The 25,456-nt window shown below is 60.8% G+C and carries 20 protein-coding genes and 1 pseudogene; 10 read left to right on the forward strand and 11 right to left on the reverse strand.

The genetic code is table 11. The features are described from left to right. Entirely contained in the window at positions 1–588 is a 588-nt protein-coding gene (locus GM668_RS15115) for a TetR/AcrR family transcriptional regulator (protein WP_229499352.1), read from the reverse strand. 109 nt (positions 589–697) lie between these two features. On the opposite strand from GM668_RS15115, the gene GM668_RS15120 reads away from it, so the two are divergent. The 4 genes and pseudogenes from GM668_RS15120 (at position 698) to GM668_RS15135 (ending at position 3,818) form a co-directional block, all read left to right on the forward strand. After that, positions 698–1,945 (forward strand): NADH:flavin oxidoreductase/NADH oxidase family protein, encoded by a 1,248-nt coding sequence (locus GM668_RS15120; protein WP_155439789.1) that lies wholly within the window; start codon positions 698–700, stop codon positions 1,943–1,945. A 274-nt stretch (positions 1,946–2,219) separates the two neighbouring features. After that, positions 2,220–2,318, forward strand: coding sequence for a hypothetical protein (locus GM668_RS31745; RefSeq protein ID WP_371868707.1), 99 nt, complete (start codon positions 2,220–2,222; stop codon positions 2,316–2,318). Between the two features lie 377 nt (positions 2,319–2,695). After that, a pseudogene (locus tag GM668_RS31750) lies at positions 2,696–3,258 on the forward strand (nucleotidyl transferase AbiEii/AbiGii toxin family protein); the annotation flags it as partial. Positions 3,259–3,500: 242 nt separating this feature from the next. Then, complete coding sequence (locus tag GM668_RS15135; protein WP_170305653.1) at positions 3,501–3,818, forward strand: M48 metallopeptidase family protein; 318 nt, start codon at positions 3,501–3,503, stop codon at positions 3,816–3,818. A gap of 96 nt (positions 3,819–3,914) precedes the next feature. Here the strand turns inward: GM668_RS15135 and leuA are convergent, their stop codons facing one another. The 3 genes from leuA to selD all read right to left on the reverse strand — a co-directional run bounded on the left by leuA (position 3,915) and on the right by selD (position 8,175). Next, complete coding sequence (gene leuA, locus GM668_RS15140) at positions 3,915–5,612, reverse strand: 2-isopropylmalate synthase (RefSeq protein ID WP_155439790.1); 1,698 nt, start codon at positions 5,610–5,612, stop codon at positions 3,915–3,917. A 466-nt stretch (positions 5,613–6,078) separates the two neighbouring features. Next, positions 6,079–7,077 (reverse strand): alpha/beta fold hydrolase, encoded by a 999-nt coding sequence (locus GM668_RS15145; RefSeq protein WP_155439791.1) that lies wholly within the window; start codon positions 7,075–7,077, stop codon positions 6,079–6,081. A 48-nt stretch (positions 7,078–7,125) separates the two neighbouring features. Further along, the gene (selD, locus tag GM668_RS15150; RefSeq protein WP_155439792.1) at positions 7,126–8,175 is read right to left on the reverse strand and encodes a selenide, water dikinase SelD; all 1,050 of its coding nucleotides are present in this window, start codon (positions 8,173–8,175) and stop codon (positions 7,126–7,128) included. A gap of 52 nt (positions 8,176–8,227) precedes the next feature. On the opposite strand from selD, the gene senA reads away from it, so the two are divergent. Genes senA through GM668_RS15165 form a run of 3 tightly spaced genes read left to right on the forward strand, consistent with a single transcriptional unit; the run spans position 8,228 to position 12,551 of the window. Then, a complete protein-coding gene (senA, locus tag GM668_RS15155; RefSeq protein WP_229499366.1) occupies positions 8,228–9,439 on the forward strand; it encodes a selenoneine synthase SenA in 1,212 nt (403 codons plus the stop codon). Between the two features lie 14 nt (positions 9,440–9,453). Beyond that, positions 9,454–10,728: a Xaa-Pro dipeptidase gene (locus GM668_RS15160; protein WP_229499368.1), complete on the forward strand. Its 1,275-nt coding sequence runs from the start codon at positions 9,454–9,456 to the stop codon at positions 10,726–10,728. Next, positions 10,725–12,551 (forward strand): DUF885 domain-containing protein, encoded by a 1,827-nt coding sequence (locus tag GM668_RS15165; RefSeq protein ID WP_155439794.1) that lies wholly within the window; start codon positions 10,725–10,727, stop codon positions 12,549–12,551. The genes GM668_RS15160 and GM668_RS15165 overlap by 4 nt, the downstream gene beginning before the upstream one ends. A 35-nt stretch (positions 12,552–12,586) precedes the next feature. On the opposite strand, the gene GM668_RS15170 is transcribed toward GM668_RS15165, so the two are convergent. Further along, positions 12,587–13,546 carry a LysR family transcriptional regulator gene (locus GM668_RS15170; RefSeq protein ID WP_155439795.1) on the reverse strand — a complete coding sequence of 320 codons (960 nt, stop codon included), beginning with the start codon at positions 13,544–13,546 and terminating at the stop codon, positions 12,587–12,589. A gap of 106 nt (positions 13,547–13,652) precedes the next feature. Here GM668_RS15170 and GM668_RS15175 point away from each other — a divergent pair, with 106 nt between their 5' ends. Then, positions 13,653–15,062 carry an aldehyde dehydrogenase (NADP(+)) gene (locus tag GM668_RS15175; protein WP_155439796.1) on the forward strand — a complete coding sequence of 470 codons (1,410 nt, stop codon included), beginning with the start codon at positions 13,653–13,655 and terminating at the stop codon, positions 15,060–15,062. Between the two features lie 83 nt (positions 15,063–15,145). Here the strand turns inward: GM668_RS15175 and GM668_RS15180 are convergent, their stop codons facing one another. The 3 genes from GM668_RS15180 to GM668_RS15190 form a co-directional block, all read right to left on the reverse strand. Beyond that, a complete protein-coding gene (locus GM668_RS15180; RefSeq protein WP_155439797.1) occupies positions 15,146–16,378 on the reverse strand; it encodes a malic enzyme-like NAD(P)-binding protein in 1,233 nt (410 codons plus the stop codon). 154 nt (positions 16,379–16,532) lie between these two features. Further along, positions 16,533–17,819, reverse strand: coding sequence for a Glu/Leu/Phe/Val family dehydrogenase (locus tag GM668_RS15185; RefSeq protein ID WP_155439798.1), 1,287 nt, complete (start codon positions 17,817–17,819; stop codon positions 16,533–16,535). 218 nt (positions 17,820–18,037) lie between these two features. Next, complete coding sequence (locus tag GM668_RS15190) at positions 18,038–18,991, reverse strand: LysR family transcriptional regulator (protein WP_155439799.1); 954 nt, start codon at positions 18,989–18,991, stop codon at positions 18,038–18,040. A 121-nt stretch (positions 18,992–19,112) separates the two neighbouring features. Here GM668_RS15190 and GM668_RS15195 point away from each other — a divergent pair, with 121 nt between their 5' ends. Together GM668_RS15195 and GM668_RS15200 are read left to right on the forward strand one after the other, a co-directional pair. After that, entirely contained in the window at positions 19,113–19,505 is a 393-nt protein-coding gene (locus GM668_RS15195; RefSeq protein ID WP_155439800.1) for a VOC family protein, read from the forward strand. 159 nt (positions 19,506–19,664) lie between these two features. Then, the gene (locus GM668_RS15200; RefSeq protein ID WP_155439801.1) at positions 19,665–22,358 is read left to right on the forward strand and encodes a phosphocholine-specific phospholipase C; all 2,694 of its coding nucleotides are present in this window, start codon (positions 19,665–19,667) and stop codon (positions 22,356–22,358) included. A 45-nt stretch (positions 22,359–22,403) separates the two neighbouring features. On the opposite strand, the gene GM668_RS15205 is transcribed toward GM668_RS15200, so the two are convergent. The 3 genes from GM668_RS15205 to GM668_RS15215 form a co-directional block, all read right to left on the reverse strand. Next, positions 22,404–23,489 (reverse strand): BMP family ABC transporter substrate-binding protein, encoded by a 1,086-nt coding sequence (locus tag GM668_RS15205; protein ID WP_229499372.1) that lies wholly within the window; start codon positions 23,487–23,489, stop codon positions 22,404–22,406. A 13-nt stretch (positions 23,490–23,502) separates the two neighbouring features. Beyond that, a complete protein-coding gene (locus GM668_RS15210; RefSeq protein ID WP_155439802.1) occupies positions 23,503–24,366 on the reverse strand; it encodes an outer envelope protein in 864 nt (287 codons plus the stop codon). A 94-nt stretch (positions 24,367–24,460) separates the two neighbouring features. Beyond that, complete coding sequence (locus tag GM668_RS15215; protein ID WP_229499374.1) at positions 24,461–25,300, reverse strand: GntR family transcriptional regulator; 840 nt, start codon at positions 25,298–25,300, stop codon at positions 24,461–24,463. Between the last annotated feature and the right edge of the window lie 156 nt (positions 25,301–25,456).

Here is a 25,456-nt window from a genome sequence, read left to right on the forward strand (position 1 = left end):
TTAAGCTCGGGCTTCGTTGATCGCCGCCTGCATCATCAGCGCCACTTCGTCGCCCACATCTTCCAGCGCCTGCAAATTCAGCGCCGCCCGGCACAGCGCCACGGCGCCTTCCATCGACGATAGCACCAGCGTCCCTAGCCGTTGCGCCCGCGCCGCGTCCACCCCTTCGCGCACCAGCGCCGCCGCCACGATATTTTGCCAATCCCCGAACGCCGTATCGGCAGCTTCCAGTAACTGCTGCTGCGTCGCGGCGTCCGGCGCTTCCTTGGCGTCGTCCGTGTACCGCTCAATGGCCACCACCAGCACAGGGCAGCCTTCTTCGAACCGGCTTTCCTGCAGCGACTTGCCGCGCATCGTATAGGCCGCACGCACACCCGCCACTGCGCCATATTCGCGCAGCAAGCTTTCCAGAATGGCACTGATCTCCTGTTGCGCCAGCCGTACGGCTTCTTCAATCAATTGCGCCTTCCCGCCAGGGAAGTGATAGCTGATCGAGCCCCGTGGCGTGTCCGTATGGCGCACCACTTCGCGCAGGCTGGTGCCGTGCATGCCGCGCCGGGACAGCAATTCCGCTGCGCCGGCCACCATTTTGTCTCGTGTTCCTGAAGTCATAAACGAATATTATGACATTTGGCATAAACGTGTCTATAATTCCGATTATGACATCCGTCATAATGACGAAAAGGGACCCATAAAAATGAACCAAACCGTTTCCTCCCGCGCCGGCGCACCGTTCACCCTGGCCAATGGCGTTGTTGTAAAAAACCGCGTGGCCAAAGGGGCCATGAGCGAACAGCTGGCCAATGGCAGGCACGACCCCACTGAAAAACTGGAGCGCCTGTACCGTGTGTGGGCGGAAAACGATATTGGTTTGCTCATCAGCGGCAACATCATGATTGACCGTGGCCACCTGGGCGAAGCAAAGAATGTGGTGCTCGATGACAGCAGCGACCTGGCAGCTTTCCGCCGCTGGACGGCAGCGGGCCGGGCGCACGGCACGCAGTTCTGGGCGCAACTGAACCACCCGGGCAAGCAAACCCCGAAATTCCTCACGAAAGAACCGGTGGCGCCATCGGCGATTGCACTGGGCGGCGGCCTGGAACAAACCTTCAACACGCCGCGCGCCATGACGGACGCGGAAATTGCCGTGGTGATCGGCAAATTTGCCCGCAGCGCGCTGCTGGCCAAGGAAGTGGGCTTTACGGGCGTGCAAATCCATGGCGCGCACGGCTACCTGGTCAGCCAATTCCTGTCGCCGCTGCACAACCAGCGCACGGACCGCTGGGGCGGTTCGGCGGAAAACCGCCTGCGCTTTGTCGTGGAACTGTACCGCGCCATCCGCACGGCAGTGGGCAAGGATTTCCCGGTCGGTATCAAGCTCAATTCCGCCGACTTCCAGAAGGGCGGCTTCAGCGAGGAAGAATCCATGCATGTGGTGCAGGCGCTGGCGCGCGAGGGCATCGACATGGTGGAAATTTCCGGCGGTACATATGAAAGCCCGGCCATGGTGGGCGCGCCCAAGGAACCGTTGAAAGCTTCGACCCAGCAGCGCGAAGCGTATTTCCTCGCGTATGCGGAAAAAGTGCGCAAGCTGGTCACGACACCGCTGATGGTGACGGGCGGCTTCCGTTCGTCAGCCGGCGTGGAAGCCGCGCTGGCCAGCGGCGCGACGGACTTTATCGGCCTGGCCCGTCCGCTGGCCGTGGAGCCGGCGTTGGCGACGCGCCTGATCAATGATCCGGGCTACCGCATCGACATGAAAATGCCGACCACGGGCAGCAAGCTGGTCGACCACATGACGTTCCTCGCCATCACGTGGTACGAACACCAGCTGGCGCGCATGGGTAATGGCAAGAAGCCGCTGCCCAATATGAATGCGTGGCGCAGTGTGGCGGCCACGTTGTGGGCGTTGGGGACGCTGGGGTTTGCCAAGCGGCGCGCGTAAGGATACGTGGAAGGGGGGGCGTCGGCAGGCGACAGACAGTGGGGGCAGTTACCAATGCAGGCTCCTACTGTTTATGGCTTGGTTCCGCCTCATCCGGCGACTTGTAGGCGTTGAGAGTCCTCATTATTTCGCGGTCTTGCCGATACTTCCTCTTTAGTTTTAGTAAATAGTTATCGATCCCGCGACATTGCCCGAATTTCTCGCAGTCGCTGCGCCATTGGATTAAATAGCGCTCGCCCTGAGCGCGGAGCTGGACCGAACCTACATCAGTCAGATAGAGCGCGGTGTAGAAAATCCGTCCTTGCTTGTTTTGTGCAAGTTGGCCGCCTTTTTAGAGCCTGATGTACCCGATTTGGTGGGCGAAGACCGGTAAAGCAAGCCGATTGGCGCTCCGCCTCTGCCACATCGTTTGAAAATACCTCCTGCATGGTGCATAATTGCTTCATGAGAGCCGCAGCCGACACTTTCATCATTGGGGATTTCCCCCAGCTCCGACTGATCGCATGGAATCGTAACCCCCATGATGCGATCACCGGTGAGGAGGCGTTCGAGCTCTACGAGCGGAATTGGCGTTTTGTTGATGAAACCGCCATGCCTCCCCGCGAGCGCGCTATGGTAGATCGCCTGACACGTGAATACGGCCATGGCATCTTGCATGTTTGACCGTCCTCATCACCAACGCATCGCCAATTTCTCGCCGCCCTCAACGCAGATTTTCTCGCCCAGTCCGATTGCTACTTCGTTGGCGGGACGGCCATCGTACTGTCCTTAAATGAATATCGGGAGTCGGTGGACGTTGACTTCCTATGCAGTTCGATGGATGGCTACCGGGCCTTGCGCAACACGATTACGAATGCGTCACTTGGCGATATCCTCACCCAGCCCGTGGAGCTGGCCCGCGAAGTGCGCGCAGATCGCTACGGCATTCGGACCTTTGTTCGGGTGGACGGTACACCCATTAAGTTCGAGATCGTGAGCGAGGGGCGAATCGACATATGTACGCTGAAAAGCTGCTTGCCAATGCCGACCGATGTGGCGATGTTTCCGTTGCAAGCCGCGATGCCATTGACTTGGCAATGCTAATCGAGCACTGGGGTGCTGTGCCGGAAGAGGCGTGGACAAAAACTCGCCGGGCGTACGGTCAGAGCATCGACACTGCGTACATGAGGGCCATCGATCTGGTTAGCGATCAGGCTTACTTGGCATCGTGCTTGAAGAAAATGCACATGGAACCTGCGCTGGTTGATCGTATCCCGGAATTATTGCGTAGCTCGTTGCCCACTCCAGACGCAGTGCCATCTCCCGCGCCGTAACAGCAAGGGAGGTCGGCAAATGTCGTGCGCTCATCAACCTATTGCAGCATCACTTGATCGATAGCATGAGTGCCATTGGCACCTTCATCAGATGGAGGGCAACTATCACGATCTGGCCCCTTTTCGTTACGCGTTGAATTCTTTCATCCGCGCCATTGCAGACGTGCCGGAGCTGCTCATAAAAAACTTGGAGCGCCATGAATCTGCACGACGGGCAATCAAGCCTCGGCTGAAGGAAGTAAGTGGTGCTGGACCTGAGATATGAAGCGCGCAACGTGCCACTGCGGCTGACCAACAAACAAGCTGTAGACGCATGGTTTGAGGTCAAGACCAGGTGGGAGAGCAGCAATCATAGGGCGGCAAACATACGCATCAACACCGAACTGGTGAAAAAACCGAGGGACTTGCTCGAGTATGTGCTTGTACATGAAATGGCCCATCTGCTCGAGCCGACGCACAGTGAGCGCTTCGTGGCAATCCTGGATAAGTTCTACCCAACCTGGCGCGAAGCACGGGCTGAATTAAATGAACTGCCGCTTTCGGCAGAGGACTGGACTTGAGGGTATAACGAGGCTGGGTGTGAAGTGCCGCTAAGGATTGGCGGTTTGTTGGCCCGGGTGGAATCGCCCCGGGCCCAAGGATGTTGAGTTAATGCATCAAGCCGTGACAGCAACTGCGTCGTTGGTTGCCGCTTCCTTCGACTTCAACTGGCGGTTCACAGCACTCAATACCGCCTTGAACGACGCCGTCACGATATTGCTGTCAATGCCCGCGCCAAACAAGGTCGGGCCATTCTCCAGGCGCAGTTCCACATAGCACGCGGCTTTTGCATTGGCGCCGGAACCGATCGAGTGCTCGTGGTAGTCCATCAATTTGATGTCCAGGCCCAAGGCATCGACAAACGCATCGATCGGACCATTGCCGCCGCCTTGCAAGGCCGTCGCCACGCCACGGTGCGTCAGGGCGATATCGATTTGTACGGTTTCATCGCTGCTGGTGTCTTCCACCAGCTTGTGCGCGTTGTACGCGTACGGCGACGTTTGCGCCAGATATTCGCGCTGGAAGATTTCGTGGATGCCTTCGGACGTGATTTCCAGGCCGGTCTGGTCGGCCACCGCTTGCACGGCGCGCGAGAATTCAATTTGCAGGCGGCGCGGCAATACGAGACCGTAATCCTGTTCCAGCAAGTACGCCATGCCGCCTTTGCCGGACTGGCTGTTCACGCGGATCACCGCGTCATAGCTGCGGCCCAGGTCTTGCGGGTCGATCGGCAAGTACGGGATTTCCCAGTGCGCATCCGGTTTTTGCTGGGCGAAGCCTTTCTTGATGGCGTCCTGGTGCGAGCCGGAGAATGCCGTGAACACGAGGTCGCCCACGTAAGGATGGCGCGGGTGCACGGGCAACTGGTTGCATTCTTCCACCAGCTTGCGCACGGAATCGATGTCCGAAAAATCCAGGCCCGGGTGCACGCCCTGCGTGTACAAGTTCAATGCCAAGGTCACCAAGTCAACGTTGCCGGTGCGTTCGCCATTGCCGAACAGGCAGCCTTCCACGCGGTCCGCGCCGGCCATCACGGCCAGTTCGGCGGACGCCACGGCGGTACCACGGTCATTGTGCGGGTGCACGGAAATGATCAGCGAGTCGCGGCGCTCCAGATGGCGGCTCATCCACTCGATCTGGTCGGCATACACGTTAGGCGTGCTGCACTCCACGGTCGATGGCAAATTGAAGATCATTTTGTTTTCCGGCGTCGGCTGCCATACGGCGGACACGGCGTCGCAAATCTGCTTGGAAAAGTCCAGTTCCGTGGTGGAGAACGATTCCGGCGAATATTCAAAGCCCCACTGCGTCTGCGGATGCTGCGCCACCAATTCTTTGACCAGCCTGGTGCCGGTGGTGGCGATATTGACGATTTCTTCGCGGGACATGTTGAACACGACCTTGCGGAAGACCGGCGCCACCGAGTTATACAGGTGGACGATGGCTTTTTTGGCGCCCGCTGCCGCTTCCACGGTACGGCGGATCAATTCTTCGCGGGACTGCGTCAAGACGATAATGGTGACGTCGTCCGGAATCCGGTTTTCCTCAATCAGCTTGCGCACGAAATCGAAGTCGGTCTGCGAAGCGGAAGGGAAGCCCACTTCGATTTCCTTCAGGCCGATTTTCACCAGCATGTCGAAGAAGCGCAATTTCTTTTCAGGGCTCATCGGCTCGATCAGCGCCTGGTTGCCGTCACGCAGGTCGGTGCTCATCCAGATCGGCGGTTTGCTGATGACGGCGTTGGGCCACGTGCGGTCAGCCAATTGCACTGGCGGGAAGGCGCGGTATTTCGCTGCTGGGTTTTGCAACATCATGGGGTACTCCTGGGTCTCTAGAATGTGGGAAGCCGGATAGGCATAACGATGTGGCGCAGTGGGCTGGCGGCCTGCCACGGGGTTCGTGGGCCGTCAACCGATCGGTAGCATTAGCAGCAGCACGGCGCGTGGCGCAATCGTGCTGCGTGGCGTGGTAAGAGCCTTGGTGAACATCGTTGCAAGCTTTCCTGGTAGGGACTTCGCGCGGTTTTTGACCGGCGCAGGGTACTTCTTGGGTCGCGAAACTGACTGCGAGTGGGTAACTGCGTCAGGCGCGTGCTAGTAGACGCGGCAACAGCGATAGGGCGCTGGATGCCGGTAGCAGGAAAGTGGATAGGTGCAGATGCGTAAACATGGGCTTAAATGTACGGGAACCCATTTAAGGTTGTCAAGCAAATTATATTAGGCCGAGGTGCCGGGAAATGCGCAAAACTGCCAAATCCCGGCCCGGGTTGATTTTTCAGCTTTACTTTACTGCATCCAGCACTTGCATCACGGCGTCCACAACGGCTTGCGGTTTCGACAAGTGAATCGCATGGAGCGCCCCCTCCGCCACGCGGTTGCTGCCGCGCGTCGACAGCGCGGCCGTCTCATCCTGCATGGCCTTGTTTTCCGCTTCCACGGCCTTGTTGACGTCACTCTGCGGCTGGCCCGGGATCAGGAACGGGCTGACGCCCCGCGTCAGCGACACCACGGGCAAGTCGCCGAACGGCTTGCTGCGCGCGGCGCGCATCTGGTCGGCGCTGGTGGTGAACATATTTTCCGCTTCCGACACATTCGCGCGCCAGTAGGACGCCTTGCGCTTCATGGCTTCTTCGGCAGCGGCCAGTTTCGGGCCGAAGCTTTCTTCTGCGCCGGACACGCATTGCTTTTCAAGGTCGGAACCCGGCACAAAACCTTTTTCAGCAGCGGCCAGGCACGCGCGGTCCATATCAACGATAGTGGCGTACATTCCGCTCATGCCGCCTTTGGTCAGCTTGTCCACGCGCACCAGTTCATCTTCATGCTGGGCGTCCAGCAGCACCAGCCCTGCCACGTCGGACTTGGGACGGCGCGCAAACAGTTGCGCCACCATGCCGCCGTAAGAATTGGCGACCAGTACATAGGGACCCGGCACGCGGCCGTTTTTCAGCAGGAAGGCCAAATCTTTGGCGGCGTTGGCAGCCGTAGCCGGGCGGGAAATGGGATCGGAAAAGCCCATGCCGGCGCGGTCATAAATACAGGCGCGGGTGCGCTTGGCCACGCCGGATTGCACCAGGTGCCAATCCCATCCCGGCCGTCCGCCACCCGCTTCAAAGACGACAGTCGGCGAGCCGCTGCCCATGCAAAACAGGTTGAGGCGGCGCCCGCCCACGTCGACCATGACCTGGGCGCGGGCGTAGGCGTCTTGCGTGAAGGTTTCAGCGGCAGTGATGCCGGTGGAGAGGGAGAGCAGGGCAGCGGCAGCAATAGGCAGCAATTTCATCGGGGGGCAATAGTCGTATGGTTGAGAGGGGACGCCGAATGCGTAGGATTACAGGGAGACAGTCACCCTGGCCGGGCCTTGCGCCATGCGGCCGACGACTGCCGCGCCATCGAATCCTTCGCGCCGGAACAGCGCCAGCACGTCGTCCACGCTGCCCGGATCGCACGCCACCAGCAAGCCGCCCGACGTTTGCGGATCCGTCAGCAGCGCATGGTGTTCGGACGGCAAATCCGCCGGCAGCACGACATCCTTGCCATACGCATCCCAGTTGCGGCCGGACGCCCCCGTGAAATAGCCTTCGCGCGCCAATTGCTCGACGCCGTGCAGCAGCGGGATCTTCGGCATCTCCAGCTGCGCCGACAAGCCCGCACCGCGCGCCAGTTCCAGCAAGTGGCCCAGCAAGCCAAAGCCCGTCACGTCCGTCAGCGCGTGCACGCCCGGCAGTTCTGCCAGCGCCTTGCCTGGCTTGTTCAGCTTCGTGGTGGACGCGATCATGGCCGCATAGCCATCCGCATCCAGCTTGCCCTTTTTTAGCGCGGCCGACAGCACGCCGACGCCCAGCGGCTTGCCCAATACCAGCACGTCGCCGGCGCGCGCTGCGGAATTGCGCTTGACCTTATCCGGATGCACGAGGCCCATCACCACCAGTCCATAGATCGGTTCCACGGAGTCGATCGTGTGGCCGCCGGCAATCGGGATACCCGCTTCCGCGCAAATGGATTCGCCGCCCTTGAGAATCTGGCCAATGGTTTCAATCGGCAGCTTATTGATGGGCATGCCGACCAGCGCCAGCGCCATAATCGGCGTGCCGCCCATCGCATAGACGTCGGAAATCGCGTTGGTGGCGGCAATGCGGCCAAAGTCGAACGGATCATCAACGATGGGCATGAAGAAGTCCGTGGTGGCGATCAGCGCCTGCTCATCATTGAGCTTGTAGACGGCCGCATCGTCGGCGGTTTCAATACCAACCATCAGTTCCTTCGGCACGGGGAAACCGGTGGTGTTTTTCAGGATTTCCGACAGCACGCCGGGCGCGATTTTGCAGCCGCAGCCGCCGCCGTGGGAAAAGGACGTCAGTTTCACAGGTTCATTGCTCATGGTCGCGAAAGTTCCGGTTAAAATCATTTGAGATACATCGGTGCGGGGGGCTATGCAGATTCCATCATTCGTATCATTCCGCTCCGCCAATGCGGGGCAACTGGCGGATGCCCTGCAGCATGCGCGCGATTATACGCTGGCGCTGTTCGACTGTTTCGTGCAGGCCGGCTACGACGCCACGGCCCGCGTGCCGCAGCTACGGTGCGTGAACCCGCCATTGTGGGAATTGGGCCACATCGCATGGTTTGCCGAATGGTTCGTGCTGCGCAAGGCCAGTTCCAGCCACCCGGCTGATGCCCGCAAAGGCCCGCTGCTGCGCAAGGGCGACGACTGGTTCGACGCCAATACCGTGCCCCATCCGATGCGCTGGAACCTGGACCTGCCCAGCACGGGCGCCGTGAAAATGTATTGCCATGAAGTGCTGGACCGGGTGCTGGACCAGTTGCTGAACGCGGCGGCGGACGGCTCGGCGCACGACGCCGCCCTGTATCCGTACCGGCTGGCGCTGGCGTATGAAGACATGCGGGGCGAAGCCATGCTGGCGGCCCTGCAAACCTTGGGCTTGCCCGCGCCGCCGGGCATGCCGAATGACGAATCGGCGTGGATCCAGCCATCGGAAATCCGGTTCCCCGGCGGCACCGTGCAGCTGGGCAGCCGCCAGGATGGCAGCTTCGTATTTGACAATGAACTGCATGCGTACCAGTGCTATGTGCCGGGATTTTCCATGGATGCGGCGCTGGTCACCAATGCGCAATTCGGCGATTTCGTGGCCGACGGCGGGTATGACAACAGCCGCTACTGGAGCCCGGCGGGCCGCGACTGGCTGCTGCGGCAAGAGCGCACGGCGCCGCGCTACTGGCAGCGCGATGGCGGCTATTGGCGCACGCAGCGCTTTGGCCGCCTGTGCACGCTGAACGGCGCGGAACCCGTGCGCCATGTGTCGCTGTTTGAAGCGCAAGCGTACTGCATGTGGGCGGAGCGGCGCTTGCCGACGGAAGCGGAGTGGGAATACGCGGCGCTGGCGGGCCACCCGGCGCTGCGCTGGGGGCGGCTGTGGGAATGGACGGCCACGCCGTTTGAACCCTATCCCGGCTTTGCCCCGGGACCGTACCGCGAATATTCGGCGCCGCATTTCGCCACGGACCAGGTATTGCGCGGCGCGTCCTTTGCCACGCCAGCGCGGCTCGCTTCCGCCAAATTCCGGCACTTCCAGTTGCCCGCAAGGGATGATATTTTTGTCGGCTTTCGCACTTGCCTGTATTAACCCATCTGATGAACATGAAAAAACTCGCCGCTGCACTTGCACTTTCCGCCATCTTCGTTGCCGCCGCCCATGCACAAGTGACTGTCAAAGCCATCAAAGCGGGGCGGCTCGTCGACGTGGCAGCCGGGACAGTGCTGAAAGACCAGTTGATCGTCATCACCGGCGAGCGCATTACGGCAGTCGGTCCCGCCAGTTCCACCAACGTGCCTGCCGGTGCGGAAGTCATTGATTTGTCTGCGCAGACCGTACTGCCAGGCTTGATCGATATGCACGTGCATTTGACGGATGATCCGATGCAGCAGGGCTATAGTGCGCTGGGCATTTCCGACGTCCGTTCGGCGCTGCATGGCGTGAAGGCGGCGCGGCTGACGCTGGACGCGGGATTTACCACCGTGCGCAACGTGGGGGCTTCCGGCTTTGGCGACGTGGCGCTGCGCGACGCCATTAATGACGGCGACATTCCCGGCCCCCGTATGCGCACGGCTGGCTATGCCATCGGCATCCAGGGCGGCCACTGCGACAACAACCTGCTGCCCGCCGAATACAAGGTGAAAGGCCCGGGCGTGGCCGATGGCCCGTGGGAAGCGCGTGCCAAGGTGCGGGAAATGGCCAAGTATGGCGCGGACGTGATCAAGATGTGCGCGTCGGGCGGCGTGCTGTCAAAAGGCGACGAGCCGGGCGCGCAGCAATACACGCTGGAAGAAATGAAAGCCATCGTCGAAGAAGCGCATAAGCTGGGCCGCAGGGTGGCAGCGCATGCCCATGGCGCCAGCAGTATCCGCGACGCGATCCTGGCCGGCGTGGATTCCGTCGAACATGCCAGCATGATCGATGACGAAGGCATCAAGCTGGCGCGCGACAAGGGCACCTGGCTGGTGATGGACATTTATAACGATGACTTCATCCTGCAAGAGGGAGAGAAGGCAGGCATGCTGCCGGAAGCCATTGAAAAGGAGCGGGCGGTGGGCCAGCTGCAGCGCGATAACTTCAAAAAGGCCGTGAAGGGCGGCGCGAAAATCGCGTTTGGCACGGACGCCGGCGTGTATCCCCATGGCGACAATGCCAGGCAATTCTTTTACATGACCAAGTACGGCATGACGCCGATGCAGGCGATCCAGGCCGCCACCATCCATGCGGCGGATTTGCTGGGCTGGAAGGACCGGGTTGGCTCGCTGGCCGCCGGTAAATATGCGGATATCATTGCTGTCGATGGCGACCCGGCTGCCGACGCCGCGCTGCTGACCAAGGTCCGCTTCGTGATGAAGGGCGGGGTGGTGGTACGCCGATGAAAAACACACTGAAATGGTTGTTGACGGTGACCATGGCCCTGCTATTGCTGGCCGTGCTGCTGGTCACCCACACATCTTATTTCAAGCCGCTGCGGCTGGACTGGTTTTATATGCGCACGTTTGCCCTGTTTGCGCTGGAAAGCCCGGAAATGCTGTCATCGATGCGCTTGCTGCCGCCCATGCTGGACTTTTATGGCAGCCGCCTTGACGACGTCTCCGTCGACCATGACGCGAAGATGATGCGGCGCATGAAGGAAGACCTGGTCACGCTGGACAGCTATGACCGGGCAGGACTGGACCGCGACGGCAAACTGTCGTACGACACGCTGCATTACTACATGCGCATCCAGGCTGAGGGTGAACCGTATCTGTACCATGCGTTGCCGTTGAACCAGATGGCCGGCATGCAGGTGACGCTGCCGGAATTCATGGTGCAGGTGCACCAGATCGGCACGCGCGGCGAAGGGGAAGACTATGTGGCGCGCCTGGAACTGTTCCCCCGCAAGTTCGCGCAATTGCTGGACAAGGCGAAATACAGCGAAGCCAAAGGCATTTATCCGCCCCGGTTCATGGTCGATAAAGTGCTGAAGCAAATGAGCGACTTCGTGGCTGTGCCGCCGCAGCAAAATACCCTGTATGTGAACATGCGGGAAAAGCTGGCCAGGATACCGGCCAGTGCGATGGATGATGCGAGCCGCCAGAAAGTGCTGGCGCGCACTGCCGATGCATTGGCCAACCGCGTCTATCCGGCCTACGGCAGCCTGATTGCCCACTTCAGGGAATTGCAGGGCAAGGTCAAGGAAAGCCAGGGCGCGTGGAGCATGCCGGATGGCGATGCGTATTATGCGTGGGCTGTGCGCATGCACACGACGACGCGCATGACGCCGCAGCAAATTCATGCGTTGGGCTTGTCGGAAGTGGCCCGTGTCGGGGCCGAGATGGACGTCATCCTGCGCCAGCAGGGGCTGACGGAAGGCAGTATCGGCAAGCGCGTGCAGCAGCTGGCGTCGAACCCGGAACAAAAGTATCCCAGCACGGAAGAGGGCAAGAAAGCCATGCTGACGCAGTACCAGGCCATCCTTGATGAAATCAATGAAGGCGTGGATTCCGCGTTTGAAATCCGCCCGAAGCTGGGCGTCGAAGTGCGGCAGGTGCCGCCGGAATCGCAGGATGCGGCGCCGGGCGCGTATTACATGCCGGGCGCGTTTGACGGTTCCCGCCCCGGCATTTTTTACGCGAATATGCGGGCGCCGGGCGAAACACCGAAGTTCGCCATGCGCACGCTGGCATACCACGAAGGCATTCCCGGCCACCATTTCCAGATCCAGATTGCGCAGGAATTGCAGGGCGTGCCGTTCTTCCGCAAGGTGATTCCATTTACGGCGTACCAGGAAGGGTGGGCGCTGTATGCGGAACGGCTGGCCAGCGAACTGGGGTTCCAGAAAACGCCCATGGATAACCTGGGCCGCCTGCGCGATGAAATGCTGCGCGCCACGCGGCTGGTGGTCGATTCCGGCATCCACTACAAGCACTGGACGCGGGAACAGGCCATTGCGTACATGATGGATAACACGGGCATGGCGGAAGGCGATGTGATAGCGGAAGTGGAGCGCTATTTTGTCGACCCGGGACAGGCGCTGGCCTACAAAGTCGGCATGCTGAAAATCCTCGCGCTGCGCGAACAGGCGCGCGAAGAGCTGGGTGTGAAATTCGACTTAAAGCAGTTCCACAATGAAGTGCTGTCGCACGGGGCGCTGCCGCTGACGGTGCTGGAACGGCTGATCAACGAGTGGATCGCGCTGAAAAAGCGGGGGGATGCGTAGGGCGGGTTTGACTCGGCGTTCCCGTAAAATCCGCCCTACGGATTAGGCAGCCCGTTGAAGCTTGCGTTATCGGTTGCCTGCAGAACGCTGCGGATAGTCCCCAGCCGCAGTGAATGGCGGTGCCAGTACGCGCTGTAATCGCCCAGCGACAGCATCGATGTCGTGTGGATTTTCTTGATGCGGTCATCGGCCACCACGTGCTTGAACACGGAACTGGGCAGCATGGCCAGGCAATCCGTGTTGCACAAGGTGGCGACCGTCACCAATGCCGACGTGGTGCGCAGCTTCACCGTGGGCGGCGGGCAGCTGCTGTCCGCGAACCAGTCCGACAGCAGCGCGGCCAGCGGCGCCTTGGGTTCGTAGCTGATCCACGGGTAGCCTGCCAGGTCGGCGCACGTGTATTTTTCGCCGGAATGCAATGGGTGGTGGGCGCCTGCGGCAATGCAAATGGGCTCCGTTGCCAGTTCGCGGCAATCGAGTTCCGGCTGGCCTGCCGCCAGGCCGGAGCGGGCAAACACGAGATCCAGTTCGCCGGACTGCAATTTCAGCATCAATTCCGCGGACGTGCCTTCCTGCGCTTCGACCAGCAAATTTTCACGCGCGTCACAGGCGCGGCTCACCACGCCGCAAAACGCCCCGGTGACGGCGCCCATGATCAAGCCGATGCGCAGGATTTCCTGGCGCTGGTGTTCGATCGCATCGAGTTCATATTTCATGCGCCGCACGGACCCGATGATGCTTTGCGCGTGGTTGATGGCGCAGCGTCCCGCCGCCGTGGGCGTCAAGCCGCTGTGCGTGCGCTCGAATAACTGCGTGCCCAGCGCACCTTCCATTTCCAGCAGCGATTTGCTGGCGGCCGGCTGCGTGACGGCCAGTTCGTCCGCCGCCTTGCGCAAGGAACCATGATTGCCCAGTGCGACCAGCAGCATGAATTGCTTGATCCGCAAGGACGACAGGGCCGAGCGGGGTACGTAATTGGAAGCGGATTCGGACACGGTTATAGGGTGATGAAAAGTTTTCGATTCCGGTAATGGTACGCCGTGGCTACCATTTCTGCACAGTCGTTACTTAGTTGCTTATTAATCAGGAGAGCTTGTGAACATGTTGGATTCCACTCCGGCCCAAATCAATGGGGCCGTTACCGCCGCTTCCCGAACCGCTGACGCGTGGGCGCAATCGTCGGCCGCCCAGCGCGCCGCACTGCTGCGCGGGCTGGCCGATGCGTTGCAGGGGCAGCGCGAAACGCTGGTTCGCATCGCCAGTGAAGAGACGTCGCTGCCGCTGCCGCGCCTGAACGGGGAAATGGACCGCACGGTTTTCCAGTTGCAGGGGTTTGCCGAACAAGTGACTGCGGGCCGCCCGTTCGCTGTGACGGAAGATGCCGCCGAGGCAGGGGCGCCGCCGCAAGGCCGTCCGCGGCTGACGCGTGTACAGGTGCCGCTGGGTCCCGTCGCCATGTTCTCGGCCAGTAATTTCCCGTTTGCGTTTTCCGTGCTGGGCGGCGATACGGCGTCCGCGCTGGCGGCCGGCTGCCCGGTGGTGGTGAAGGCGCATCCGGGCCATCCGCGCCTGTCGCGCGCCGTGCATGAACTGGCGCAGGGCGTGCTGGCGCAGCAAGAACTGCCTGCCGGGCTGATTGGCATGGTGGAAGGCGCGGGCATCGACGTCGGCGTGTCGCTGGTGCAGCATCCGTCCATTGCCGCTGTGGCCTTTACCGGTTCGTTCAAAGGCGGCTACGCACTGTGGCAGCAGGCTAATGCGCGTCCGCGTCCGATTCCGTTCTTTGGCGAGCTGGGTTCGATCAATCCCGTGGTGATCCTGCCTTCCGCGCTGGCCGGGCAGGCTGCGGAAAAGGCCGCCGCGCTGGCTGACTCGATGGCGTTTTCCAGTGGCCAGGTGTGCACCAGCCCTGGCGTGATCGTGCTGTTTGACGGCGCCGATGCGGATGCATTTGAAACAGCGCTGCGCGACGCGCTGGCTGCTAAGACCCTGCATCCGATGCTGACAGCGGGCATGAAGCGCAATTTCGATGCGGGCGTGGCGCGCGTCGTTGGCACGCCGGGTGTCGAGGTGGTGCTGGCTGGTGCGGACGCGGGAAGCGATATGGATGCCCCGAAACCGCTGGTGGCGCGTACTTCCGCGGCGAATTTCATTGCGCGGCATACGTTGCAGGAAGAAGTGTTTGGCCCGGCCTGCGTGCTGGTGCGCGTTGCGTCGGCCGATGACGTGGTGGCTGTTTTGAACGCCGTTGGCGGCAGTTTGACGGTGACCTTGTTGGGCGCGGAACAGGCGTCCGATGATGCGCGCCGGATTGCCCGTGCAGCGCAGGGCATTGCGGGGCGGGTGCTGTTCAGCGGTGTGCCGACCGGTGTTGCGGTGGCTTCTGCCCAGGTGCACGGCGGACCGTGGCCTGCTTCGACGCAGCCGGCTTCGACTTCGGTGGGGTATGCGGCGATGGAGCGCTTCTTGCGGCCGGTGGCGTTGCAGGATGCCCCGGCGTGGCTGATGTAACGTAGGGCGGATTTTACAAATCCGCCAAGCGTGCGCCAACGCGGCGCAAGCATGGCGGGTTCGTAGAACCCGCCCTACGAAAATTACAGCAGCGTCTCGCCCAGCTTCACCAGATGCTGTGCATACGCTTGCAGATCCAACTCTTTCTTCGCCACGCCGCTGTCAAACGCAGCCTGTGCGATCTTCGGCGTCACACCCGACAGCAAACGGGCATCCAGCAAGCCTGGCACCACGTAATCCTTGCCGAAACGCTCGTCCGAGCGGGCCATGCCGGCCAGTGCGTGGACGCAAGCGATCTTCATTTCCTGGTTGATCGTCGTTGCACCCGAATCCAGCGCGGCGCGGAACAGGTAAGGGAAGCACAGCGCATTGTTGATCTGGTTCGGGTAATCCGAACGGCCGGTGGCGATGATGGCTTCCGGCGCCACTTCGCGCACCAGTTCCGGACGCAGTTCCGGTTCAGGATTGGCCAGGGTGAAGATGATCGGCTGTTTCGCCATTTTCTTCACGTCGTCTTGCGACAGCAGGCCAGGGCCCGACAGGCCCAGGAACATGTCCGCGCCTTCGATCACTTCGCTCATCTTGGTGGCAACCGTGTCGCGCGCCCACGCTTTTTTCTCGCCATCGAGGTCGCGCGACGTGGTCAAGACGCCTTTGGAATCGCACACGTAGATGTTTTCACGCTTGGCGCCCAAGGACAGGATCAATTCCAGGCAGGCGATGGCGGCAGCGCCGGCGCCGGAGCAAACGATCTTCACGTCGGAGATTGAGCGGCCGGTCAGTGTCAGCGCGCCCAGCAGGCCAGAGCCCACGACGATGGCGGTGCCGTGCTGGTCGTCGTGGAACACCGGGATCGACAGGCGCTCGCGCAGCTTGCGCTCGATGTAGAAGCATTCCGGCGCCTTGATGTCTTCCAGGTTGATGCCGCCAAAGGTCGGGTGCAGCGACGCGATGATGTCCACCAGTTTGTCCGGATCGGTTTCATCGATTTCAATGTCGAACGAGTCAATGCCGGCAAACTTCTTGAACAGCACGACTTTACCTTCCATCACAGGCTTGCCGGCCAGCGCGCCGATGTTGCCCAGACCCAGAACAGCGGTGCCGTTGGTGATGACGGCGACCAGATTGCCCTTGGCCGTGTAGGTGTAAGCCAGCGATGGATCGCGCTGGATTTCCACGCACGGTACTGCCACGCCTGGCGAGTAGGCCAGCGCCAGGTCTTCCTGGGTGGCCACGCTCTTGGTGACGGCGGTGGCAATCTTGCCGGCCGCGCCGGCTTTGTGATATTCAAGGGCCTGCTGTTCCAAAGTGCTCATTCCGGTGTTCCTTTATCAAATGCGAAAAACGCCCGCCCGAGCATAGCCGGGGCAGGCGTGGTGATGACTTGTCAGGGCCTGTATCTCATATATCAATAGTAGTTGCGGAGGCCAGGCCCTTGCAGCTTGTGGATTTTACTTACGCTGACAGCAATCAAGGATACAGGCCGCGTACTTCGCGGGCTTGCAGCACCCGGGTGCACGCCAGGATAAAGGTGGCGGTCCGCAGGGTGACGTTCTTTTCCTGGGCCACTTCCCATACGGATTTGAATGCGTCTTGCATAATGCGAGTCAGTCGGGCATTGATTTCATCTTCGCTCCAGAAGAACGACGAGAAGTCTTGTACCCATTCAAAATACGATACAGTCACGCCACCGGCGTTCGCCAGCACGTCCGGCACCACCAGCACGTCTTTGTCGGCCAGGATGTCGTCGGCTTCCGGCGTGGTCGGGCCGTTTGCACCTTCCAGGATAATTTTGGTGCGGAGTTGCTGGGCTACAGCAGCGGTAATTTGCTGTTCCAGCGCGGCAGGAATCAGGATGTCCGATTCGATGCCCCAGAATGCGTCACGTTCCATGAACTGTTCCACACCCGGGAAACCTTTGACGCCGCCCACTTCTGCAACATGTTTGTGCAATTGTGCAACATCAAGGCCACCAGAGTGTACCACGGTCCCGGTGTGGTCTTGTACTGCGATAACTTTGGCACCGGCGTTGGCAAACATCGTGGCTGCCACGCCGCCCACGTTGCCGAAGCCCTGGATGGCGACACGGGCGCCTTCGATCTTCACGCCGCGCTTGGCTGCAGCTTCCACGCCGGCCACGAACACGCCGCGGCCCGTTGCTTCACGGCGGCCCAGCGAACCACCCATCGAGATCGGCTTGCCGGTCACGACGCCAGTGGACAGGTTGCCTTCGATCATGGCGTACGAGTCCATCATCCACGCCATCACTTGTTCGTTGGTGTTGACGTCCGGTGCAGGAATGTCCTTGGTTGGGCCGATGATCAGCGAAATTTCGCTGGTGTAGCGGCGGGTCAGGCGCTGCAGTTCGCCTTTCGACAGGGTTTTAGGATCAACGCGGATACCGCCCTTGGCGCCGCCGTATGGCACGTTCACGGCGGCGTTTTTCACGGTCATCCAGGCCGACAGGGCCATCACTTCGGACAAGGTCACGTCCTGGTGGAAGCGCACGCCGCCTTTGCCTGGGCCGCGGGACATGTTGTGCTGCACGCGGTAGCCTTCGTAGTGGGCAATGGTGCCGTCATCGCGCTCGATCGGCACGTCCACCACCAGGATGCGCTTTGGACGCTTCAGCGTTTCGACCCAGCGCGATAGCGAACCCAGGTGCGGGGTCACGCGGTCGATCTGTTTCAGGTACTGGCCCCATGGGCCCAGGTCTTCTGCATTGAGGTAGGAAGGCAGTGCGTGCTGAGTAGTCATTCGATTCGCTCCTGAGGTTATATGTATGGGCTTATGGCCCGTGCGCTGGTGCGCTGTATTCAGTGAGCGAATCTTAGGCTAGTGCACCAAACTGGTGCCAATGCTGAGTGCGCATCCAGCTATGCATTTTTTGCATAGTTTGCCATCGTCATTTCGCCACGTTATGCAAAAAAAGCATAGGTGTCGGCATAACGTTAAATCGTTGATTTTTATCAAGGTTAGCGTTCTGAATCCGGAACACTGCGGCGTTTGACGGTTTTTCCACCCAGGTGGTCCCACAGGCGGGACACGATCGGCTTGCCAGGCCGGGTGGGCGACGGCTTTTCCCGGTACAGGCGGATTTCCATTTCAATTTCCCAGTCCGTGCTGCCGCCATCCGCCCTGGCCAGCAATTTGGTTTTCAATTCGCGGGTGACGGCCGATTCCGGCAGGAAGGCAATGCCCCGGCCTTCCAGCGCCATCATTTTCAAGCCTTCCGCCATGTCGGTTTCATAGTGGTTTTCCAGGTGCAGCGGGGTTTTTGTGTCGGACAAAATCAATTCCACCATGCGGCCCAGGTACGCGTTATTCGTGTAGGACAGGAAGGGCAGCGGATCGGCTTTGGTGCCGGGCAGCGTAAATTCCGGTTTTTTGTTTTTGTCGCAGCGCGCATAGGCGCGCAGGGCTTCGCGGCCCAGCACCAGCATGTCGTAGCGGCCCGGATCGAGCTGCACCGGCTGGCGCGGGTGGTGGTAGCACAGCAGCAAATCGCAGCCGCCTTCCACCAGCTGCAGCACGGCGTCGTGCACGTTCAGCGCCATCAGGCGGCTGTTGATGGCGCCAAAATCATCCTGCAATTGCGTGATCCACTTCGGGATAAACGTCAGCGACAACGTGTGCGGCACTGCCAGGTCGATGGTGGTTTGCATGGCCGCGCGCTTGTTGCGCAGCAGTTCCCGTACGCCGTTGATTTGCCCCAGCATTTCCAGTGCCTGTTCGTAAAACACGTGGCCGGCGGGCGTCAGGCGGGTGGGGTAGGAGGTCCGGTCAATCAAGTCCGTGCCCAGCCAGTTTTCCAGCGACTGGATGCGCCGCGAGAAAGCCGGCTGCGTCACGTGCCGCAACGCCGCCGAGCGGGAAAAGTTATTGGTCTCGACGAGGGAGATGAAGTCTTCCAGCCACTTGGTTTCCATGCTGTTCCTGATTTACGCTGATAGGCGCCATTCTACTTGGCTGCCTGGCGGCCCGTGGAATGCTATATTGACGCCCGCAGCGCATTCAGACTGTCAACCCACACACAGAAAGGAAACCCCAATGTTCAGTCATATCATGGTTGGTACCAAGGATATCGAGCGGTCGAAACGCTTTTACGATGCCCTGCTTGGATTCCTCGGCGCTGGCGAAGCCCACCGCAGCACGGCGCCTTCTGGCCACACCCGCCTGTTCTACCGCCACGATGGCGCCAGCTTCGGCGTCACCGAGCCTATCAACGGCCAGGAAGCCACGTTTGCCAATGGCGGCACGATCGGTTTCAAATGCAACTCGGCCGAACAGGTGCAGCAATTCCACGATATCGCCGTAGCCAATGGCGGCACCACGTGCGAAGATCCGCCAGGTCTGCGCGAAAGCAACCTGGGTTCGATGTACCTGGCGTACGTGCGCGACCCGGATGGCAATAAGCTGTGCGCGGTATATCGTCCTAAGTAAGCCGCCCTTTACGCTTTCTGTGCACAAGCCGCCGATGGTCTGTGCACATTCCCAGCCGCATTCCGGCTAAATCGGCACATTGCACGATGTGCAATCATGCTGTCACAAATCCCCCCTATCATGCCTGCCCAAATCACTTTCACATGAGGAGGAGGGCACATGGTTTCACCGAGCAGGCGCAGGTTCTTGAATGCTTTTGCCGCGACGTCGGCGGTATCGCTGTTTCCGGATTTAATCCGTTCCGCGCTGGCGGTCCCGGCCAATAACACTACCGGCACGCTGGCCGACGTCGAGCACGTGGTCATCTTCATGCAGGAAAACCGCGCCTTCGACCATTACTTCGGCACCTTGTCCGGTGTGCGCGGCTTTGGCGACCCTCGCGCGATTGAACTGCCGGGCGGCAAGCCCGTGTGGTACCAGCCCGATGGCGCCGGCGGCTATGTGCTGCCATTCCACTTCGACGCGAAGAACACCAGTGCGCTGTCGGTCGGCACCAACCACTCGTGGAAAGGTTCGCAGGCGACGTGGCAGGCGTGGGATGCATGGGTCAAGCAAAAGACCGCGCAATCGATGGGGTATTTCGACCGCGGCGATATCCCGTTCTACCACGCGCTGGCGGACGCCTTCACCATTTGCGACGACTATCACTGCTCGATCTTTGGCGCCACCGATCCGAACCGCATGTATTCGCTGACGGGCACCAACCAGGGCTGGCAAAGCAGCATGGGCAGCCTGTATAACGTCAGCCCGACCGGCTACTACAACAACGACCCGGCCAAGGACAACATCACCGCTTCCGTGACGGCCAGCGCGCCGAACTGGCGCACGTATGCGGAAACGCTGGAAGCGAACCAGGTGACGTGGAAGGTATACCAGGAGTGGGATAACTACGGCGACAACTACCTCGCGTACTTCAAGAATTTCCGCGTCAATGCGGACGGCTCGCGTTTGTCCACCAGTTCGCCGCTGTACCAGCGCGGACGCCAGTTGGCGCCCGGTTCCACGGAAGCCAATTCGGCCGGCACCAAAGCCGACTGGCTGGTGCAATGGTTTGCCGACGACGTGAAGAATGACCGCTTGCCGCAGGTGTCGTGGATCTGCGCGCCCAACGATTACACGGAACACGCGCCGAACTCGCCGAATGCAGGCGAGAACCTGACGGCGCGCCTGCTGGCTGCCCTGGTGGCCAATCCTGCTGTCTGGTCGAAAACCGTGTTCTTGCTGACCTACGATGAAAACGACGGTTTCTTTGACCACGTGCCGCCGCACCAGGCGCCTATCACGGCTGCGATGGGCAAGGCCACGCTGCCGTCGCTGGGCCAGTATGAGACGTACCAGGGCGAACCAGTGGGCCTGGGCCCGCGCGTGCCGATGCTGGTGATTTCGCCATGGACCAAGGGCGGCCGCGTGTGCTCGCAATTGTTCGACCATACATCGAAGCTGCGCTTCCTTGAAGAATGGCTGGTCATGAAGGGCAAGGCGCGCGCCAGCGTCACGTGCGACCAGATTTCGCCATGGCGCCGCGCCATTTGCGGCGACTTGACCTCGGCCTTCAATTTCACGGACCCGGATGCCACATGGCCATCGTCCGTGCCTGCGACAGCGGCGTACGTCAAAGTGTCCGGCAAACCCGCACCGGTGCCGCCTGCCGTGCAAACCTTGCCGCGCCAGGAATTGTGCACGGACAGCACCAATACGCGCGAAGCGTGTGCGCTGCCGTACGATCTGGCCGTGCACAGCCGCGCGACCGGCGCCAAGGTCGAACTGACGTTCAACAATGCGGGCGCCGCCGGCGCCGCGTACATCGTGTACTCCAATGTGCGCACGGATGGCCCGTGGTACTACACGGTGGAAGCGGGTAAATCGATTGCCAATGAAGCGTGGAACTTCACTGGTGCGGCGTATGACTTGCGCGTGCATGGCGCCAACGGTTTCCTGCGCCACTTCAAGGGCGCCACGGCAGCCACGGCTGGCGCGAAGCCGGAAATCATGGCCACGCACAGCGGCGTGCACGGTTCGCTGCAACTGGTGCTGTCGAATGCGGGCGGCACGGCGGCCTGCACGTTCACGGTGGCCGATAACGCCTATGGCGCCGCGACAGTGCGCAACACGGTGGCGGCAGGGCAGTCGCTGGCGCTGGACTTGCCATTGGGAGCCAGCTTTGGCTGGTATGACTTCACCATCACGTGCGACACGGATGCGCAGTGGTCGCGCAAAGTGGCCGGACACGTGGAGTCGGGCCAGGCCAGCCGCACGGACCCGATGATCGGTGTGGTAAAGACCGCTGCCGCGCCGCTGGAAGGCACGCAGCGCTACGTGACCAGGGGTAGCCAGGTGGCGTTCACGTATGCGGCGCCGGCCGGCAAGCTCGATGCAAAAAACTGGGTGGGGATTTTTGCCGATGGGACGGTTCCCGGCAGCGCCAGTGCGCTGCTGTGGGCGTATGCGCCGAATGCCTCGGGTTCCATACCGTTTGCCACGTCAGCTCTGGCGGCGGGCGACTACAACGCGTGGTATTTGTTCCAGAACGGTTATACAGTGCTGGGCGGGCCGGTGCCATTCAGCGTGTCGCAATTGACGGCGTCGTCGTCCAGCATCGTGCATGGTACGAACCTGGTGTTCGACTATGCGGTGCCGGCGTCCAAGGTGGCGGCCAAGAACTGGATCGGCATCTGGAAGGCCGGCGTGGCGCCTGCGTCCGGCACGTGGCTGTCATGGCAATACGTGGCCAAGGCCAGTGGCAAGGCGACGTTTGATACCAGCAAGCTGGCGGCGGGGAACTATGCGGCGTGGATGTTCCTCAATGACACCTACACGGTGCTGGCGGGGCCGGTGAATTTCACGGTGACGTAACATTGCGTGGGGCGGGTTCCATGAACCCGCCCCACGGGGTTGGCGTTATTTGGGGATGGCGCCTTCCACGCCCTGCACGTAGTAGTTAAGGGACAGCAGTTCCTTCATCGGCATCACGGCGCCAGCGGCCACGCGCACCTTGCCCGTTTGATCCTTGATCGGGCCCTGGAACGGGTGGAACGAACCATCCGACAGCACTTTCAGCTTGGCTTCATACGCCTTGGCCGCATCCGGCGTCACGGCAGGATTGAGCGGCGACATTTTCACCATGCCTTCCTTGATGCCGCCGTGGATGTCGGTTGGCTTCCACGTGCCCGCCATGACGGCTTTCACGGTGTCCGCATAGTAGCCGCCCCAGTTGTTGGTAGCTGCCGTCAAGTGTGCTTTCGGCGCGAACTTGGCCATGTCCGAATCCCAGCCAAATGCATACACGCCTTTCTCTTGCGCGGCCTGCAGGGTGGCAGGGGAGTCCGTGTTCTGGCTCAGCACGTCGGCGCCTTGCGCAATCATGGTTTCCGCCGCCTGGCGTTCCTTGGCCGGGTCATACCACGAGTTCACCCAGATCACCTTGGTCTTGATGTTCGGGTTCACGCTTTGCGCGCCCAGCGTGAATGCATTGACGTTGCGGATCACTTCCGGGATCGGGAACGACGCGACGAAGCCCAGCGTATTGGTCTTGGTCATTTTGCCGGCAATGACGCCCAGCAGGTACGCGCCTTCGTAAAGACGGGTTTCGTACGTGCCCATGTTCTTGCCCGTCTTGAAGCCGGTCGCATGTTCGAACACGATGCTGGGGAAGGCTTTCGCGACTTTTTCCGTCGGGTTCATGTAGCCGAACGACGTCGTGAAAATCAGCTTGTTGCCGTCAGTTGCCAGCTTGCGGATGACACGCTCGGAGTCGGCGCCTTCCGGCACGCTTTCCACGAACGTGCTTTTGACTTTGCCGCCCAGCGCTTTTTCCATTTCCAGGCGGCCCTGGTCATGCGCATACGTCCAGCCAGCGTCACCCACCGGGCCCACATACACAAAACCGACTTTCAACGGTTCTTCAGCGGCCTGCACCGATGCAGCATAGGGAACGGTGGCGGCCAGGGCGGCCATAGCGAGCAGTTTACGGCGATTCATCATCATCTTCCTTTCCATGTCAGAAGTGGTACTCGGCGCGGATCATCGGGGTCTTGGCAAAGGCGCCCGAGCCGGCAAAGCCGTTGTGGTTGTTGCCGAACTTGTTCTTCCAGTACTGGTACTCGAGGCCGACCTTGAAGGTATTCTTGCCGGCTCCCACCACGCCGCTCATGTCGTACATGATCTGCATGTCGATATTGGTTTCTGCAGCGGTCTTGCCGCCGAATTCGTCATTGCCTTTCTTGCCGATGAAGTTGGCGAAGCCTTCAAACGTCAGTGGCGCGCTGACCGGCAGCGGGATCAGCCACACGGCGTTCAGCATCGGGTGCGTCTTGTAGCGGTAGCGTTCAAAGCCGGAATTCGTGTACGTGCTGTATGGCGCGTTGCTTTCCCACAGCGCCAGCAGGCTCACGTTGAGGAAGCCCGGCACGTCCAGCATGACTGTTGGACCGGCCACCAGCATGCGTTTTTTCGAGTTGTAGCCGGCATCCACTTTGCTGTTCATGTCGAAGCCCGCCGTGAAGCCGTAGCCGCGCACACCGGGCGACGCGAAATCCTTGCCGGTCACCTTGCCCAGGTCCAGCGTATGGCGGTACAGCACATACACTTCATGCGCGCCGGTTTTCGAGCGGGCCGACGATGGGTCATCCTTGTCGGAGAACAGCATGTCGGCGCTGAAGAAGTTGGTGCCGTACTTGTAGCCGCTGGCGTGGCTCAGGTTGACGATGTGTTTCGTCAAGTCTTTCGGGTTGTAGGGTTCCGCGAAATCCGTGCCATAGCGGTAGCTGATGGACGTGTCGCTCCAGTCGGCAGCGTGGGCAGCGCCCGTTGCCGCGGCGAGGATGGCGATGGCGGCAGTGCATTTTCTGAATTGCTGAATCATGTAGAACTCCAAGGGTGGTTGTTTTAGAGAGTACTTCAATGCTTAGCAAATAGCGGGCCAGGGCCCGCACGTGCAGTTACTGCGGATGCTGCGGTTACAGTCCGGCCAGTGCATCGGCCAGTTTGACTTTGCGGGTGACCACGCCCAGGCGCAGGCGGCCTTCGATTTCCAGCAAATGATGTTCGATCAGCGCCACCGCCTGCTCGCATTTGCCTGCTTCGATCAGCGAGACGAGTTCGCGGTGTTCATCGTTTTCACACATGTGGGAACCGGGGCTTTCATATAGCGCAATGATCAGCGAACAGCGCGAGACCAGTTCGCCCATATAGCGTTGCAGCACGCGGTTGCCGGCCAGTTCCGCCAGCAGCAGGTGGAACTCGCCGCCCATGCGTATCCAGTTGGCGCGGTCGCCGCTGCGGCGGGCCGCTTCTTCTTCCGCCATTGCTTCGTGGATGCGCTGCAGCGATGCGGAATTGGTGCTCGCATTGCGGATTGCCAGCGGCACGATTTCCCGCTCGATGGCGCGGCGCGCCGCAAAGATTTCCCTTGCTTCCTCGGGTGAAGGAGAGGCAATCACTGCGCCGCGGTTGGGGCGCAATTCAATGATGTGGTCATGCGCGAGGCGTTGCAGCGCCTTGCGCACCGTGGTGCGGCTGACCTTGTACAGTTCACAGAAATCCGTTTCGCCCAGGTGCGTGCCGGGCGGGAGCTTGTGGCTCATGACGGCGTTGACGACGGCGCGGTAAATGCGCAAATCGACTGCCGTGGTGCCGCGTTTGGCCGGCTTGACTGCCGGCGTGGCGGCAGCGGCCGATGCGGCGCTGTCTTCCGCGCCGCTGCCTGCGCCGCCTTTCTTGCCGCCGGAAATTCGGCGGCCGCCAGCACTCATTTCGATAACGCTGGACGGTTCGACTATGCGGGATGCGTTGCTCATGATGTGTGCTCGTTTTTGAATGTGATGAAAAAAGACACTCGCTCAGCCGATGGGTTCATTGTGTACGAAATAGTGCGCAATTCAACGAAAATTTGTATACAGTAATAGTCAAGCGTGGCGAAAGCGCCACGCGCCAGTGGTTCGAAGCACTGTATA

It is taken from the genome of Pseudoduganella ginsengisoli, assembly GCF_009720865.1.
Classification (GTDB): domain Bacteria; phylum Pseudomonadota; class Gammaproteobacteria; order Burkholderiales; family Burkholderiaceae_D; genus Rugamonas; species Rugamonas ginsengisoli.